Source organism: Salinispira pacifica, assembly GCF_000507245.1.
Classification (GTDB): domain Bacteria; phylum Spirochaetota; class Spirochaetia; order DSM-27196; family Salinispiraceae; genus Salinispira; species Salinispira pacifica.
Genome location: NC_023035.1, coordinates 3,446,048 through 3,461,231 on the forward strand (window position 1 = coordinate 3,446,048; position 15,184 = coordinate 3,461,231).

Annotated in this window: 14 protein-coding genes; 8 read left to right on the forward strand and 6 right to left on the reverse strand. The window is 50.4% G+C overall.

The genetic code is table 11. The features are described 5' to 3' along the window. Positions 1-24 precede the first annotated feature (24 nt). The 8 genes from L21SP2_RS15040 (at position 25) to L21SP2_RS15075 (ending at position 9,666) form a co-directional block, all read left to right on the forward strand. Positions 25-1,233 (forward strand): M20/M25/M40 family metallo-hydrolase, encoded by a 1,209-nt coding sequence (locus L21SP2_RS15040; protein ID WP_024269438.1) that lies wholly within the window; start codon positions 25-27, stop codon positions 1,231-1,233. Beyond that, positions 1,223-2,287 carry a glucosyl-3-phosphoglycerate synthase gene (locus tag L21SP2_RS15045; protein ID WP_024269439.1) on the forward strand — a complete coding sequence of 355 codons (1,065 nt, stop codon included), beginning with the start codon at positions 1,223-1,225 and terminating at the stop codon, positions 2,285-2,287. The genes L21SP2_RS15040 and L21SP2_RS15045 overlap by 11 nt, the downstream gene beginning before the upstream one ends. After that, positions 2,284-3,972: a glycosyltransferase family protein gene (locus L21SP2_RS17640; RefSeq protein WP_024269440.1), complete on the forward strand. Its 1,689-nt coding sequence runs from the start codon at positions 2,284-2,286 to the stop codon at positions 3,970-3,972. The genes L21SP2_RS15045 and L21SP2_RS17640 overlap by 4 nt, the downstream gene beginning before the upstream one ends. A gap of 182 nt (positions 3,973-4,154) precedes the next feature. Continuing rightward, complete coding sequence (locus L21SP2_RS15055) at positions 4,155-5,156, forward strand: HAD family hydrolase (RefSeq protein ID WP_024269441.1); 1,002 nt, start codon at positions 4,155-4,157, stop codon at positions 5,154-5,156. 76 nt (positions 5,157-5,232) lie between these two features. Beyond that, entirely contained in the window at positions 5,233-6,522 is a 1,290-nt protein-coding gene (locus L21SP2_RS15060) for a glycosyltransferase family 4 protein (protein WP_024269442.1), read from the forward strand. Between the two features lie 222 nt (positions 6,523-6,744). Next, entirely contained in the window at positions 6,745-8,691 is a 1,947-nt protein-coding gene (locus L21SP2_RS15065) for a GAF domain-containing SpoIIE family protein phosphatase (RefSeq protein ID WP_024269443.1), read from the forward strand. A gap of 93 nt (positions 8,692-8,784) precedes the next feature. Then, on the forward strand, positions 8,785-9,129 hold the full coding sequence (locus L21SP2_RS15070) for an STAS domain-containing protein (RefSeq protein WP_024269444.1): 345 nt from the start codon (positions 8,785-8,787) through the stop codon (positions 9,127-9,129). 3 nt (positions 9,130-9,132) lie between these two features. Beyond that, positions 9,133-9,666 (forward strand): ATP-binding protein, encoded by a 534-nt coding sequence (locus tag L21SP2_RS15075; RefSeq protein ID WP_024269445.1) that lies wholly within the window; start codon positions 9,133-9,135, stop codon positions 9,664-9,666. 334 nt (positions 9,667-10,000) lie between these two features. On the opposite strand, the gene tnpC is transcribed toward L21SP2_RS15075, so the two are convergent. From tnpC to L21SP2_RS15105, 6 genes are all read right to left on the reverse strand, one after another. Then, positions 10,001-11,581, reverse strand: a complete 1,581-nt coding sequence (gene tnpC / locus L21SP2_RS15080; RefSeq protein WP_024267364.1) for an IS66 family transposase — start codon at positions 11,579-11,581, stop codon at positions 10,001-10,003. A 43-nt stretch (positions 11,582-11,624) separates the two neighbouring features. Beyond that, entirely contained in the window at positions 11,625-11,972 is a 348-nt protein-coding gene (gene tnpB / locus L21SP2_RS15085; RefSeq protein ID WP_024267363.1) for an IS66 family insertion sequence element accessory protein TnpB, read from the reverse strand. Next, positions 11,969-12,271: an IS66 family insertion sequence element accessory protein TnpA gene (tnpA, locus tag L21SP2_RS15090; RefSeq protein ID WP_024267362.1), complete on the reverse strand. Its 303-nt coding sequence runs from the start codon at positions 12,269-12,271 to the stop codon at positions 11,969-11,971. Before tnpA ends, tnpB begins: the two co-directional genes overlap by 4 nt. Positions 12,272-12,307: 36 nt before the next feature. After that, entirely contained in the window at positions 12,308-13,294 is a 987-nt protein-coding gene (locus L21SP2_RS17645; RefSeq protein ID WP_024269447.1) for an alpha/beta hydrolase, read from the reverse strand. Next, complete coding sequence (locus L21SP2_RS15100) at positions 13,294-13,812, reverse strand: hypothetical protein (protein ID WP_144083028.1); 519 nt, start codon at positions 13,810-13,812, stop codon at positions 13,294-13,296. The genes L21SP2_RS17645 and L21SP2_RS15100 overlap by 1 nt, the downstream gene beginning before the upstream one ends. 175 nt (positions 13,813-13,987) lie before the next feature. Beyond that, positions 13,988-15,082, reverse strand: coding sequence for a DUF8084 family protein (locus L21SP2_RS15105; protein WP_041401706.1), 1,095 nt, complete (start codon positions 15,080-15,082; stop codon positions 13,988-13,990). Positions 15,083-15,184 lie beyond the last annotated feature (102 nt).

A 15,184-nucleotide genomic window follows, 5' to 3' on the forward strand; every position in this document is an offset into this window, starting at 1 on the left:
GATTTCACCAAGGAGGAGTATCCAATGAAATTCCCATCCCGGCTGAAGCCGATCACCGACAGACTGTCCGAATACAGCGAGGGCATCCGTTCCATGCGGGAACAGATTATCACCAATTCCATTCTCATCGGACAGGTCCCCCCCATCTCAGTGAATGTGAAACAGGATGAGGTGGAGCATAAAAACACCAATCTCCGGGTTCGAACCTTTCTTGAGCGGCTCTCCGAAGTGGGACTTCACGAGGCCGCCACCGATACTGCGGGTAACGCAGTGGGGCTTATCAAAGGGGAAGGAGAGCGGGAAGGCTGCATTGTTGTGGCCGCGCATATGGATACCGTGTATCATTTCGACCAGGAAACCCATCTCTCAATAGACAGCAACAGCATCAGCGGTCCGGGTATCATCGACAACTCGATCAGTCTGGGGGTGCTCCTGAGTCTGCCGGAAATCCTGAATCATCTGGCTTTGAAGTTCAATTCTGATATCGTTCTGCTGGGTCTGAGCGAATCACTGGGAGAAGCCAATCTCCGGGGGATTCGTGAATTTCTCAAGCATTGGCGCCGCCCCATCAAGGGAGCAGTAATCCTGGAGGGTGCCGAGCTTGGGCGGCTCAATTATTTTTCCCGCTCAATGATCCGGGCAAATATCAACTGTGAAATCCCCATGATTTCCGGCTGGGAAAACAAGTACGGGAACAACGCCATTATCATTCTGAACGAAATTATCAACAGAGTTCTTGAGATTCACCTTCCCCAGAGGCCCCAGACCCAGATCATCATCGGAAAGATCAAGGGAGGCATCAAGCACGGGGACCTGGCCCTTTCCTCCAGCCTGGGTCTGGAAATTGAATCCACCTCCGACGAGCTGGTTCAGCAGATATTTTCAAAAATTGAAGATATCGTGGATACGGGGAAGCACGAAAATCTGGTGGATATCACCCTCACCCCCCTATCAAACGTTCATGCGGCCCGGCTGGAGTACACCCATCCTCTGGTAAAAACCGGGGTTGCCTGCCTTGAGGCATTGGGAGTGAAACCGGTGATCGAATCAAGCGAATCCGAGCTTTCCATTTTTCTGGGGCACAAGATTCCCGCCATCACGGTGGGGGTAAGCCACGGAGAAAACTATCATACGGAAAACGCCCAGATTGAGATCGACCCCATATTCAAGGGGATTGCCCAGATCGTGGGCATTATTGAGGCAATAGATAAGGGGATCATCGATGAGCAGTAACACACAGAGCTGGCTTCAGCACAACACATATCATCACTCTGATTTTGCAGATATCCGGAAGCTGGTGGAGATGAAGAAGAAAAAAGGTCTGACCATTTCACTCTGCCTGCCCACCCTGAATGAAGAGAAGACCATCGCCAAGGAAATTATCATCATGAAGTCGGAACTGATGCTCCGTTATCCGCTTCTGGATGAAATTGCCGTCATCGATTCGGGCTCCACTGACAACACCGTAGAGATCGCGAAAAGCTACGGCGTGGACGTACATCTTGCCGACGACATTCTCCCGGATATGGAAAAGTTCAAGGGGAAGGGTGAGAACCTCTGGAAGGCTCTATATGTATTGAAAGGTGATATCATCGTCTATATTGATGCTGATATTAAAAATATCCATCACCGTTTTGTCTATGGATTGCTGGGCCCCCTGCTGATGCGGGAGGATGTACGGTATGTGAAGGCTTTTTACGACCGCCCTCTGAGCATCGATGCCCGCCAGGTTAAGCCCACAGGAGGGGGAAGAGTTACCGAACTGGTGATCCGTCCCCTTTTCAGCCTGTTCACCCCCCAGCTCAGCCAGATTATTCAGCCCTTAAGCGGTGAGTACGCCGGGTACCGGGACGTGCTTGAACAGGTAAGCTTCCCCATCGGCTATGGTATTGAAACATCCATGCTTCTGGATATTTACGAGCGCTGGGGCATGGAGATTATGGCCCAGGTCGATCTTGATAAACGGGTGCACCGGAACCAGGACACCATAGCCCTGGGACGGATGGCATTCGGAATCATGCAGACCTTTCTGAAGCGGATCGAGAAGCTGGGTCTGGTGAATATCAACACCGAAATGTTCGATGAGATGCTCCAGCATGCCATCCAGGAAGGCAGCTATGAGAAGATCAGCACCGAAATGCGGGCCAAAGAACGCCCTCCCATGATCACCATCCCCGAGTATCAAAAGACATTTTACCCCCAGGGGCTTCCCGCCGACCGGGAAGACAAGGCCAAGGGAGGGGCCAGGAAGGCCAGTTCGGGCAAAAAATCCGGCAGCAAATCATGAAAGTTGCGTTCATCCACTTCCACCTGAAACCCGGCGGCGTAACCAGAGTGATCCAGCAGCAGATATCAATCTGTGAACAGATGGGCTGGGACTACTGCGTACTTGCAGGGGAAAACCCCCTGGATATTCCCAATGTCCTTACCCTAAGCGAACTCCACTACGACCTGCACCGCAGCGGTCTGGGAGAAGGAAACCCCGCAGCCGTCCTGGCCGGGCGTATTCACAGCGCCATTTCACATTTTTTCCGCTGTCATGAAAGCGGAAACGGTAAGGAAGCAGGCGAACCAGATACCACCTCCAGACCCGGTAACCCTGACCCGGCTGTAGGTCGCGAGACCTCCGATAACGCAGAAAACTCCGAGAATGCAGAAGACTCCGGGAACACCGAATACACCCACAGCTGTGCAGATGTGATTCATGTGCATAATCCGACCCTTGCGAAAAACAGCGATCTCCTGCCGGCGCTGAATATTCTGAAACAGCAGGGTCACCCCCTTTTTTTCCAGATACACGATTTCGCAGAGGACGGCCGTCCCACGGTATATTCTTCCGCCACCTATCCTGCCGACGTACACTACGGATGCATCAACAGCAGAGATGCAGAGTACCTGGAAAAAGCGGGACTGCAGACTGAGCGGCTGCACCTGCTGCCCAACCTGGTGAGCCCCCTCCCCGGTGCCCCGGAACCTGGAGCCCCTCTTCCCCCCGCCCCCGGACGGCAAAATGCCAGGGGCTCCGGGAGAGACCGAACCCGACGCTTTGCTCTGTACCCGGTACGGGGCATTCGAAGAAAAAATCTGGGAGAAATTCTCCTGCTTTCACTGCTTTATGATGATCTGGATTTCGGTATAACCCTTGAACCCAACAATCCCGCGGATATGCCCTCATACCGCTTCTGGGAATCCCTTGCACATGAACTGGATGCACCGGTGTACTTTAATACTGCAAAACACCAGCAGTTTGAACAGGCCCTTGCAAAGGCCGACTTTTTTATCACCACCAGCGTACAGGAAGGGTTCGGCTTCACCTTTCTGGAACCGTGGACACTGGGGAAACCGGTAGCCGGAAGAAAAATTCCCTACGTACACAAGGATTTCACAGAAAGCGGAATGATCATGGATCACTTCTACGATGAAATTCCCGTACCCGTCTCAATGGTGGACTTCGAGCTCTTCAGACAGGAATGGCTGGCAGAAACAAGCCGCCGCCTGAGCCGCTTCAGAATTGCCCTGAGAAACCAGGAACTGGACAAGGGAGCCGCCCGCACCCAGGAAATAACCGGAACACTGGGAAACCGTTTCCATGAGCTTTACGCATCCGCTTCCCATGTGGATTTTGCCCGTCTGGACAGGGAAAATCAGGCTTCCGTGATCCGAACCCTTGCTGCTTCCCCGGAACAGCGGGAACAGCTGCTCTCGCAGGTCCCTCTCCTTCAGGGCTGTCCATTCACCGGCTGCCTGGAGCAGATGAACCCGATTATCAGCCGCAATCACGGCATGGTGTACCAGACCTACGGGGAGGATCAGTACGCACAGCGTCTGGAAGGGATTTACCAGGTGGTGATGCAAGATGCGAACGCTGCCGTTCCCGCTGCACCGGAGCCGAAATCGACGGTGCTGGACAAGGAGCAGCTGCTTTTTTCTTTTCTGGATCCGTCACAGGTTTTCCTGGTAGCCTCTCTGTAACCGCTATACAGTGCACGGAAGCTTGTGAAAAGCTGCAGTTTTCAGATTTTTTTCTGTTCAGACCGCTACTGATAGCAGTGTGATAATATGCAACGCTACATCAAGAGTAGCATTGGCGGCGAATTTTTCGCTCCACAAGCTTCCGTGCACTGTAAAAAGACCACCAAGGGAGAGCTCTACTGATGAATACAGGAAAAACCGGGTCAAACCAACAACTCATCTCACAAATATTTCTGGAAGAACAGGAAGACCTCCGTCCGCGTAAGCTTCGGGAGAACCCTTCCCATCTTGGCCGATACACTTTAGATGGCCGCCCCGTTCTCACCAGCCAATACACTGCGGAGGATCTGGGCACTTCGTCTGACGGCTTGAGCCCGGTTCCCCCCGCGGGACCGGTCGATGCTCTGGTGTTCGACATCTACGGTACTCTGATGATTTCCGCCAGCGGAGACATCAGTCTGGGAGAGGATACTTCGTCCAGGGAATCACGTCTGATGAAGCTGCTGGATGAGTATGATATCGACATGGAGCCGTCCAGGCTCATCGGGCAGATGAAGGACCGGATTATCCGTGTTCACCGGGAGATGCAGGCACAGGGAGTTGACTATCCCGAGGTTGAGATTCGCAGTATCTGGGCGTCGCTGGAAGCCATGGAGCATCTTGGAGAAGAGGATATTTCTCTGTTTGCCGCCGAATACGAAGCGCTGGTAAACCCAGTCGCCCCCATGCCGGGCCTTGAGAAGGTTCTCAACTGCGCCAGAGCAGCGGGCATCCCTATGGGGATCGTATCCAACGCCCAGTTTTACACCCCCGCAATGTTCAGAGCATTTACAGGGAAGTCCCTGCTGCAGCTGGGCTTCCATCCCGACCTGATGATTTTCAGCTACCAGGAGGGGTTCGGGAAGCCCAGTACCGTTCTCTACAAGAGGCTAGCTGAGAGGCTTGAGCGACTTCAGCACCCGGGGCACGGTATGCGGTCAATTCCCCCTGCCCGTTGTCTCTATGTGGGAAACGATATGCTCAAGGATGTGTGGGCGGCGGCTCAATGCGGGTTTCAGACGGCACTGTTCGCAGGGGACGCAAGAAGTTACCGCCCCCGGCAAGAAGATGTACGCTGTAGCAGCTTGCAAGCCGATTATGTAGTATCTAAACTTGAAGATATCTGTCTGCTTTTTCGCAGCTGACGGCGGGAAGGCGGTTTTTACCATAACGATTCGTCGTTAAGTGTACGAAAATATCGATGGTCCCTGAGGAGTGTATATGTATGTTCGCGGTTTGAGTAGTGAAGTGAAGAATGTGGGGTTTATCTCAACCCGGTTTCAGGGAACCGACGGGGTCAGTCTGGAAACGGACAAGTGGATTACCGTCCTTGAGGGGATGGGATTCGACTGTTTTTTCTTCGCCGGTTTGTCCGACTGGGACCCCGAACGGACAATGGTGGCACCCGAAGCGTTCTGGGAACACCCGGATGTTGCAGAAGTACAGCGGGAAGTGTTCGGAACCACCCGGAGGGATGAGTCCATCACCGGCCGGATTCACTATCTCCGGAGGCTGCTGAAGGTTCAGATTTATGAATTTATCCGTCGATTTGATATTCATATCCTTATTGTCGAAAACGCCCTGGCAATTCCCATGAATGTGCCCCTGGGCTTGGCCATTACCGAAGTGATTGCGGAGACCGGTATACCCAGCATCGGACACCACCATGATTTTTACTGGGAGCGCCCCAGATTCCTGGTGAACAGCATTCCTGAATACATCTCCATGGCATTTCCTCCCAAGATGCATTCCATGGCCCATGTGGTAATCAATTCCGAAGCCCGGAAATCCATGAGCTACCGGCGTGGTTTGAGCTCGGTGGTTATCCCCAACGTGCACGATTATCACAGCGCCGCCCCGGGAATTGATGAGTATAATAAAGATTTCCGGAAGGCAATCGGGGTGGCCGACGACGATATCCTCATTCTCCAGCCCACCCGCATCGTGGCCCGCAAAGGTATTGAGCATGCAATTGAGCTGGTGAACCGGATGAAAAATCCGAAGGCCAAACTCCTGATCAGTCATAAAGCGAAGGATGAAGGGAAAGAGTATTACGAACGGATCGTGGATTACGCCAAACTGATGAATGTGGATCTGATCATCCGTCCGGACATTGTGGGGGCTGAGCGGGGAAAAAACAGCGATGGACATAAGATGTACAGCCTCTGGGATATTTATCCCCATGCGGATTTTGTTACCTATCCTTCCACCTATGAGGGTTTCGGAAATGCATTTCTGGAAGCCATATATTTCCGTAAGCCCCTGATGGTGAACCGTTATTCAATTTTTATTCAGGATATCGAACCACTGGGCTTCGATGCCATTGTAATGGACACCTACATTACCGACAGGGAAGTCCAACAGGTAAATGATGTGCTGAACAAACCGGAAAAAACCAGGGCCATGGTGGATAAAAACTATGAGTTGGCGAAGGAATACTTCAGCTACAATATCCTTGAACAGAAGCTCCGGACGGTTCTTCTGAACTTTGGAATCGTCGGCCATGAGTAATACAGACAGATGATTGTACGTCCGAGCCCTTCCCAATGGATTGACAAGCCTCTCACCATGGATGGTCAAGCCTCTCACCTCTGATGGACAGGACCTCAACATTTATGGACGGCATCCGGAATAAAAAGTAATTGATTGAATTCGCCGGATTCTCAGGGTATAATCACCAAAATTTCCCCCTCGTAAAGGGACAGTACCAGCTTCAGAAGCACAGGGTTAACTATGTCATTAATTGATTTTATCAGTGGAGTTCTCAGCGGGTCCGCATGGGTCAGGCTGATTATGGTCCTCTTCCTTTGGGTAATCACCGCCCATGTGGATAAAAAATATATCATTCCCCATATCAAATGGTTGAAACGAGTTCCCCTGATTTTGCTTATCCGGGAAATTGCTGCGCTTTTTTACTTCACTCCCTCGCTTTTCTATTTTTCCGATGCCTTGATTCTCACCATCTACATGTGGTGGCTGCACAGTTATGCCGGAAACAGGAAAGCCACCATGACTCTGACGCTGCTGAATTTAGGGATTCTTATTCCTATTTTAGCGCTTGCTGAGCTGTTTCCTTCGGCACAGCTGATTTTTGTGGCAGCCGACCTGCATGTGGCGGTATTTATCTTTCTCTTTTTCATTCAGATGAGCAATGTTTCGGTGTATAACACCGAAGAGGCGGGCTTCATCATTCAGAACCGGGCCAGTATTTTCTTGTTCATGATATTCGCCAGGGTTGCCTTGCTGTTCGATGCCTCATTCTCATCAGTCTGGGCTCAAACCCTTCTGCTTCCCCTCTCCATTGTTCCCTACATGTTTTACTTCATGCAGTACGATCTGTATTTTTACGCACTTCAGAAGGAATCAGAGGAATTCAACAACCAGTATCTCAACTCCCTCTTTGACTTCATGCAGACCATCGGAACCGCCATGACCGAGAGAATTGAGGTAAAGGCGGTACTTGAATACGTGATGCAGGCCATCGTTCAGTACACCGACGCCGAAGCCGGCGTGGTTCTCCTGAAAGATAATGATGAAGGAACCCTCAATGTGACTTGCCGGGAAGGATATTTTCCCCCGCCCTATGATCTTCCTCAGATGGTTGCCACGAAAATCGCAAGTGTTGAAACCTATTTCGAAAGCTCGCCCATCCATATCGGTGAAACCGTGCTGGGACAGGTTGCCATGGATAACGAAGCGGTGTTTATCCGTAATACCGTGGAAGACGGGCGGATGACCGCCAATATCAAAGAGAACACCATGTTCATCAGTTCTCTCATCGCAATTCCCCTGATCGTTAACAATGAAGTGTTCGGTGTGGTTTCGGTCATTCACCGTCAAAAACGTCAGCTTTTTAGTGAACTTGACTATGAACGCTGTAAAGTGTTTGTTGAATACGCCTCTCTCACCCTGGACTCCCTGTACAACTATTCTCAGCTTCTGGAAAAACAGGAGATTGAGCGGGAAGTGAATATCGCCGGAGAAATCCAGAAAAAGCTTCTGCCCGGGCGTCTACCCAAACGAATCCGTGAAGCGGTGACTGCATGGAGTCAGCCTGCGAAAGGGGTGTCCGGAGACTACTACGATATCATCACCCTGAACCGCGCCGGAAAACTGGGAATGGTAATCTGCGATGTTGCAGGAAAGGGTGTGCCAGCCTCTCTTATCATGGTGATGATCCGTACCATTATCCACCTGGTTGCCGGATCCACCCAGGATGCCTCCAAGGTTGTGAGCTGGATCAATCGGGGTATCGCAGGTCGTATCGATATTGAACGATTTGCCACACTGAGTTACATTACTTATGACCCGAATACCCAACGGATTGAATATTCCAATGCTGCGCATCACCCGCTGGTGATTCTCCGGCATGAAACCGGTGAGATTGAGAAGCTTGACTCCAAGGGCCTGCCCATCGGGCTGGAACGGGAAGCACGCTACGAACGGGTGGGAACAACTCTCTCCCCGGGGGATGCGGTACTGCTTTACACCGACGGTATTGTGGAAGCCATGAACCCCGACGGGGAACAGTATGAGGAAGAGCGCCTTCAGGATGTGTTCCGGGAACATGCAAACCGAAGTTCTTCAGAGATAATGATGGCCATACGTTCTGATATTGAACACTTTGTCGGTCCGGCAAAGCAGCACGACGATCAAACCCTCATCGTCATGAAAGCATGATATAATGAATCATGTATTTCATACAGATTGTCTTCGCACAAGAGCGGTTTCATCGTATATAATACACACTGTACTTTTTTCAAGGAGCTGTACATGGAAGTTAAACTGAAAAATAAGAACGGCGTTCTTCTTGTTGAACTGCAGGAAGAGATCGACTTATTCCATGCCAATAAACTCAAGCTGTACTTCAACAAGATATTTGAATCTTCTCACAAGAAGATCGTCCTGAATTTTCAGGAAGTGACATATATCGACAGTTCGGGTATCGGTGCCCTTCTCAATATTTTCAAGGAATCCAAGAAACGGGAAATCAAGATTCTCTTTACCAACATTCACGGATCAGTGAAAAAGGTGATCGAGCTCACCAAGCTTGATGATTATTTCCCCATCTTAAGGACTCAGGAAGAAGCCATAGAACAACTTGAAGCTGCGGAGTAAAAAATGGAAGCAAAACAATTACTAGTAGATGACAATCACAAACTGTTTGACAAGACCAACATGTTTTATAAAAAGTTCGCATCAGACCAGCGGCAGATACGCTATTTCGCACTGGTTGTAGTGCAGAAAGCACCCCCGGAAATTCATGAAATCAACCTTCTTGAACAACAGATTTCCGAACTGCTGAAAAACGCAGTAAAACACGGCAACCGGAACGATCCCAGCAAAAGCGTCCATGTCTGGTACTATTTCAGCACAGATGAAGCCCGGCTTATTGTAGAAGACGAGGGTGACGGCTTCCAGGATCTGGAAAAGTGGAATGAGTTCAACCGGAAACGTATTCAATGTCTTCAGGAACGGAACTTCGACGAACTGGACAACTTCGTAAGTTTCCGGACCAAACGGAGCGATGAACATGACGGAGGAAATGCTCTGTTTGCTGCCATGGAGTATTGGGATGAAGGCATGGTTTACAACGAGAAAAAAAATGCCGTAGCCGTAGGCAAGAAATTCGAAAAGAAGCGGCTGGAAGTGTAATCTCCATCCCTCAGCAGGTTTCCGGGATTACTTGCCAACGGAAAAAGGCAACGGAAAAACCCGGCACACAACCTGAGAAGCGGTCGCGGAGCATAGCTCCTGCGGCCGTTTTTTTTACCCTCATTGCATCCGCATTGCACAATTGCAGTCCAGGGCAACTTTAAGCGCTTGCGCCCTCGCCACGGTATGCTTCTAATTTCCTAGCCGCATTTCCAGGAATGACTCAATTATCATATACAGGCTCTCAAGCTTATCTTCCCGCATATTCAAAATTGCATGTGCTTCATTGTCAAAACGTTCCGTCACAATGTTTGCATACGGTGTAAGCGTAAATTTAAGCCTGTAAAATCGACTTCATTTCCAAGAGTTCGTCCTTAATGTTCCAGGGCAGTAATTCTTCCCATTTTCCAGAAAGGGCAATCTCTGGTGCACGGGTGAATACATGAACCAGATAGCCGTAGGGGTTCAAACCATTCTGTCTGGCAGTCTCGATGAGCGAGAACATGAAACAGGAGGATTCTGCCCCCTGTGGGCTCCCGCTGAATAGCCAGTTCTTGCGTCCAAGCACAAAAGGACGAATAGCATTTTCCGAACTGTTGTTGTCCGGGGTGAGCTGAGGATGTTCGAGATATTTCATGATCTTGTCCCACTGCGAGAGCGCATAACTTACTGCCTGACCAGTGGCACTGGTGGGGCGAATGCTCAGGGCTTTCTTGTCGAGCCATGCTTTGAAATCTTTGGCTACCGGTGCAATTCGTGCCTTGCGTTCAGAGATAAATTCTTCATCTAACAGATCAAGGCTACGCAGTTCTTTCTCTATACGGTAAAACTTGGCGATTTTCGAAACCGCCTCATGAGCGCTTCCGGCTTTCTTTGATGACTTGCCTGCTTCGAAGAATTTCCGGCGAATATGAGCCATACAGCCAACATGTACGATATCGTTCCGGTTCTTGAGAGCTGTTTCGTATCCAACATACCCGTCGGTTTGTAAGTAGCCTGAGAATTCTTTGAGGTAATTTTTTGCATAGTCTGACCCGCGGCTTCGGTGATATTCATAATCCACCACCTTTTTATCAGGCGGGCCTCCTCTTGCGAGCCACATATACGATTTACTGGTATTGGATTTTTCCTCTTCATTCATGACCTGGACGGTGGTTTCATCCATCTGAACGACCGATCCGGACAGAATCTGCGCTTTCATGAGGGTTTTAAAGGGTTTCAGTAGCTCGTACGCTTTCTGTTGCCAATTTGACATATCCTGCCGGCTGATTCTCGCTCCAACCCGTTCAAAGCGCTTTTCCTGCCGGTAAAAGGGTAGATGATCGACAAACTTGTTCTGAATAATGAATGCCAGAAGCTCCGGGGTGACAATACTCTTAGGGATGATGGACGGAGGAACCGGAGCAATACGGAACACCGGTTTGTCTTCGTCCCCGGAACCTTCACATTTACGGCAGGCATATTTGGGCCGTATATGCCGTTCGACGAAAAACTGTTCGGGGATGGTTTTCAGTTTTTCACTGACTTCTTCGTCGATTTTGGAGAGCTCATGACCGCATCCACAGTGCTTCTCGTCTTCCGGGATGTCGTGGATGACATCGACCCTCGGTAGGTCATCGGATAATGGTTTTCGCCCCCGTTTCTTTCGGGTATGAGACGTGACTGTTGTAACTGTGTCTGTGGCATCCGTATCATCTGCCGGTGTCGAGGCGACCTGCGACTCTTCAAACAGCATCGTCTGCAGTAGGTCAGAAGCGGACTCGCTGGTGCGGGCGAACTTTCGAAACCGGGCCAGTTTAAGTTGTTCCTGAAGGTCTTCGATTTCTAGTTCGCGCTCAGCAAGTCGGGAGTCCAGTGCGGTTATATGGGTCTTGACTGCGTCTGGTAACTGTTCAATCTCCGCTGCGCTCAACATGATCTAAATTCTAGCATGGACTCAGCAGTTGAGGGAAGTCATTTCAGTTACATTCGACATACTCAATTGCCTTATGGGCGTGCCAAAAATCAATGCCGTCCAGAATCATCTGTAGTTGGGCTGTGGTGATCTGCTTTGCCTGTTCCTCGGTGTCCGGCCAGGGAAAGCGGTCTTTTTCCAACCGCTTGAGCCACAGACAGAACCCGTTGCGGTCCCACCAGATACATTTGAGTAATCTCCGGTTCCGATTGCAGAACAGAAACAAGGATCCAGACATGGCCAAGTGGTTCATCTTCTGCTCGACAATTTCCGATAAACCGTTCACCTGCTTGCGCATATCAGTAACACCTGGACGGACATAAATATCCAGTTGGGACAGATCAGGAATCACCGGAATGCCGCCAAAACTGCTTGCAGACGTTCGGAGGAGATTCTATCCGGCACCATGATGCGAAACCTTCGATCAATCTCTATTACTATATCATTGGAAGAAGCCATGCGCCCCTTCGGTTCAATGTGGACCAGATCCCGATTTGGAGATTCACTGGTCATGGAATTCTTAACCCGCTTCATCCAGTAATGTAGCGTTGAAAGCTTGATTTCGTGATTTCGGCAGAACTCCTTTTGGGTTTGTCCACTTTCCCGCCATTGATCGGTGATAGCCTTCCATTTCTCTACTTTTTTATCCATAATTCCTCCATGTGGAAGAATTATTCCATCTAAAGCTCAGGTTGTGCAGGGCCTGGTAAATTGACGGTTACCATACGGTGCACGCAACTTCGGAATGCCCGATTTCCAATCAACCACCGAATCGCCGGTGCCCTGAAGAACCAGAAGAGGACCGCCGTACATGTTTTCAGGAATTTCGTCCCATGACTCTATCCAGCGGGAATATGCCTCCAGCCATCCCGGTGCATAGACGGAAGAAAGCAGCGGATCTCCCTGGGTAGAGAACTCCCGAAATTCCGGATTCTTGCTGACGCCCCGGGGAAGCACAGTGGGGTTTTGCACAAACGGAGGAATCTCTATGCTCCGCCCGCCCAGTATGGCGCTGGCGCTGCTGCGGAATCGGAAGCCTTTCATATCCACCAGGGGGGCGGCAAAAATCACCCCGTCAGGCATGGTCCGATGTTCCCGATACAGTATCCTCTGGGTTTCAATGATGGCCGATGCACCGGTGCTGTGCCCCATCAAAATGCATGGCAGGTTATCAGGGATGTCCGCACCGGAGTACAGCTGATTCAGAACATCCCCGTAGTGAGAAAAGTGGTCAATATCGTTTCGGGGACCGTCGGAGAGACCGTGCCCGGGAAGGTCAGGAAGGATCACCGTCCATCCATCCGTGGTAAACAGCCCTGCCATGTCGGCCATATGCCCTGCATGGGCCATATAACCGTGAACCAGCACTACGATACCCTTGGCTTGCACACCTTCAGGCCGCTGCCTGACAAGAAATATCCGCCCGAACTCGCCGTACATGTAGCGTGCTTCCAGCTGAAATGGTCCGAATCCGAAGTACTCCCCATACTCCCGTAATCCGGGAATCTCATCCGCCGTCCGCCATTCTACCCCGAGGTTCTCCTCAAGTTGCATCAGCCCTGTCTGAATTTCCGTGGGTACGTCTTCAACAGAAGCGCAAGAGGTAAAAATCAGGGCGGCGGCAACCAGGAAGAGAACGTACACAGCCCGGAATCCGGGTACTTTGTTTACCACTAATCTTCTTCCAGATGTATCTGCCAGCTCCCTATTTCCCGGGGATAGGCCTCTTTCAGTGTATGGAACTCCTGAAGAACAATATGATCCAGATGATACTGCATCCTGACAGAGCCGTTTTTCTGTTCAATATGCTCGGGAAAGAGCGTGAGGGTGTCAGGTTTTATCGTGAATGCAGTGAAGCTGTGTTGAAACTCCCTGGGCGAATACTCTTCGCCGCCATGGAAATACCTTCTGCCCTGTATGAAGTATTCTCCCTCCGTCAGGTCCTGAATTACCATGAACGACCTGGATGAGGGAACTCTCTTCTGCACAATTATTGCTCCGGACTCCACGTCCGCCACCATCAGTACTGAATAGTTCTCGCTGGTCACATCTTTACTATCCAACATCAGCAAAAGTGCCCCGGTATTATTCCCAGGGTTTTCCGGGAAGCTGGCACATGAGCTGAACGTCGCCAGGATCGCCACACTCACCCCCAGCAACACCCTGGACATTGTACGTCGCACTTGATTCATTGAAATCCTCCTTTGTGAGTATGCAGTGCACCAAAGCTTGTGAAAAACATCATTTTTCCATTTTTTCACGGACCGAACCACTACCGGTCAGGGTGCAAAAATGAGATACACTACATCTATGGTCTGCCGCAGGCAGAAATATCCGCTCCACAAGCTTCCGTGCACTGGAATCAGACTAAAATATCAGGTTCAGATTCATCAGGCTCTGCTTGGTGCTGGGAATATAATTCACAAAAGATTCGAAATTGATATCCATCTTTTTACATGCATCCTTGAGGTAGGAAAGATAGTACAGCCCCAGATCCTTGTTCATCACCTCGGCTCCGTAGCCTGCGGTGAAGAAGTTATCCAGGCTTTTTTCCCGGAGATTGATATTGGACTTGGAATCCACCCGTTCCCGCAGGGATTCAAATTCCTGGTTCTGCTGGATAATGTGTATTTTCATTTTTGTGCGCTCGTTCTTTTCCCGCTTTTTCTCAGAAAACTCCATGGATATATTTACCGCCTCATGTCCCATGGCTGCCTCCGCAGAGCCGCCGCCCTGGGACATAATGCCGCCCACAATAATTATCATCTCGATGAGCATGAGGGCCAGATATTCAGGAGTTTCCGAGCGGTCAAGATACACCTCCAGGGATGTGCGCAGTTCCTGAAGGAGACTCTGGGCGTCAATCCGCTCCCGGTATACGGTGAGAAGCAGCCAAACCACCGGATCCACCATATTGAGGTACCGGATGGCCAGGTACATCTTTTTTTTCTTCTCATCTTCCAGTGCCGATTCGTTCCGTACTATTCTGGCCTGTACAGATTTCAAAAGCCCCTGTTTGAACGCGGTAATTTCCGCCTCATTTTTTTTGATAACCGCCATGACTCCGGCACTGCGGACATTCATGCCGAATCCGATTGCAACCTTGGGAAACTGTCTGTTCCAAAGATTGGTGAGATTGGAATCCATAATAATATCCCAAATCCGTGCGTCGAATTGGCGGTAGAGCATACCGTAGGTCATGAGTTTGCTCAGATCGATGAGGTTATTTCTGTCCCTGGCAATATTCCGGGTTTGAAACTCCACCCGGTTCATAAACCCGTTTACGGCCATCTGCTGAAGCTGCCGTGCATCCGCTGCAGGAAGGGTATAGCCGTGCAGAGCTATTCCGTCGAACATTACCACTTTCGAGATTTTCTGCCGGCGCTGCAAATGATATGCGACCCCGTCATCGTGTAGACCTATTCTCAGTGGTCCCTGAATGGGTTCTTTGCTTTGTTCCACGTACCCAATTGTAGTCCGACAGGCTTCTCTGTTTCCAGTCCCCCCCGGGCATCCACCTTGACAGCACTAAACCGGTTTTATTAGTATGGCACTGGTTCCGTT

Bases quoted from the DNA above. Each gene is read 5' to 3' on its own strand.
- L21SP2_RS15040 (WP_024269438.1), top strand. From the start codon at position 25: ATGAAATTCCCATCCCGGCTGAAGCCGATCACCGACAGACTGTCCGAA.
- L21SP2_RS15045 (WP_024269439.1), top strand. From the start codon at position 1,223: ATGAGCAGTAACACACAGAGCTGGCTTCAGCACAACACATATCATCAC.
- L21SP2_RS17640 (WP_024269440.1), top strand. From the start codon at position 2,284: ATGAAAGTTGCGTTCATCCACTTCCACCTGAAACCCGGCGGCGTAACC.
- L21SP2_RS15055 (WP_024269441.1), top strand. From the start codon at position 4,155: ATGAATACAGGAAAAACCGGGTCAAACCAACAACTCATCTCACAAATA.
- L21SP2_RS15060 (WP_024269442.1), top strand. From the start codon at position 5,233: ATGTATGTTCGCGGTTTGAGTAGTGAAGTGAAGAATGTGGGGTTTATC.
- L21SP2_RS15065 (WP_024269443.1), top strand. From the start codon at position 6,745: ATGTCATTAATTGATTTTATCAGTGGAGTTCTCAGCGGGTCCGCATGG.
- L21SP2_RS15070 (WP_024269444.1), top strand. From the start codon at position 8,785: ATGGAAGTTAAACTGAAAAATAAGAACGGCGTTCTTCTTGTTGAACTG.
- L21SP2_RS15075 (WP_024269445.1), top strand. From the start codon at position 9,133: ATGGAAGCAAAACAATTACTAGTAGATGACAATCACAAACTGTTTGAC.
- tnpC (WP_024267364.1), bottom strand. From the start codon at position 11,581: ATGTTGAGCGCAGCGGAGATTGAACAGTTACCAGACGCAGTCAAGACC.
- tnpA (WP_024267362.1), bottom strand. From the start codon at position 12,271: ATGGATAAAAAAGTAGAGAAATGGAAGGCTATCACCGATCAATGGCGG.
- L21SP2_RS15100 (WP_144083028.1), bottom strand. From the start codon at position 13,812: ATGAATCAAGTGCGACGTACAATGTCCAGGGTGTTGCTGGGGGTGAGT.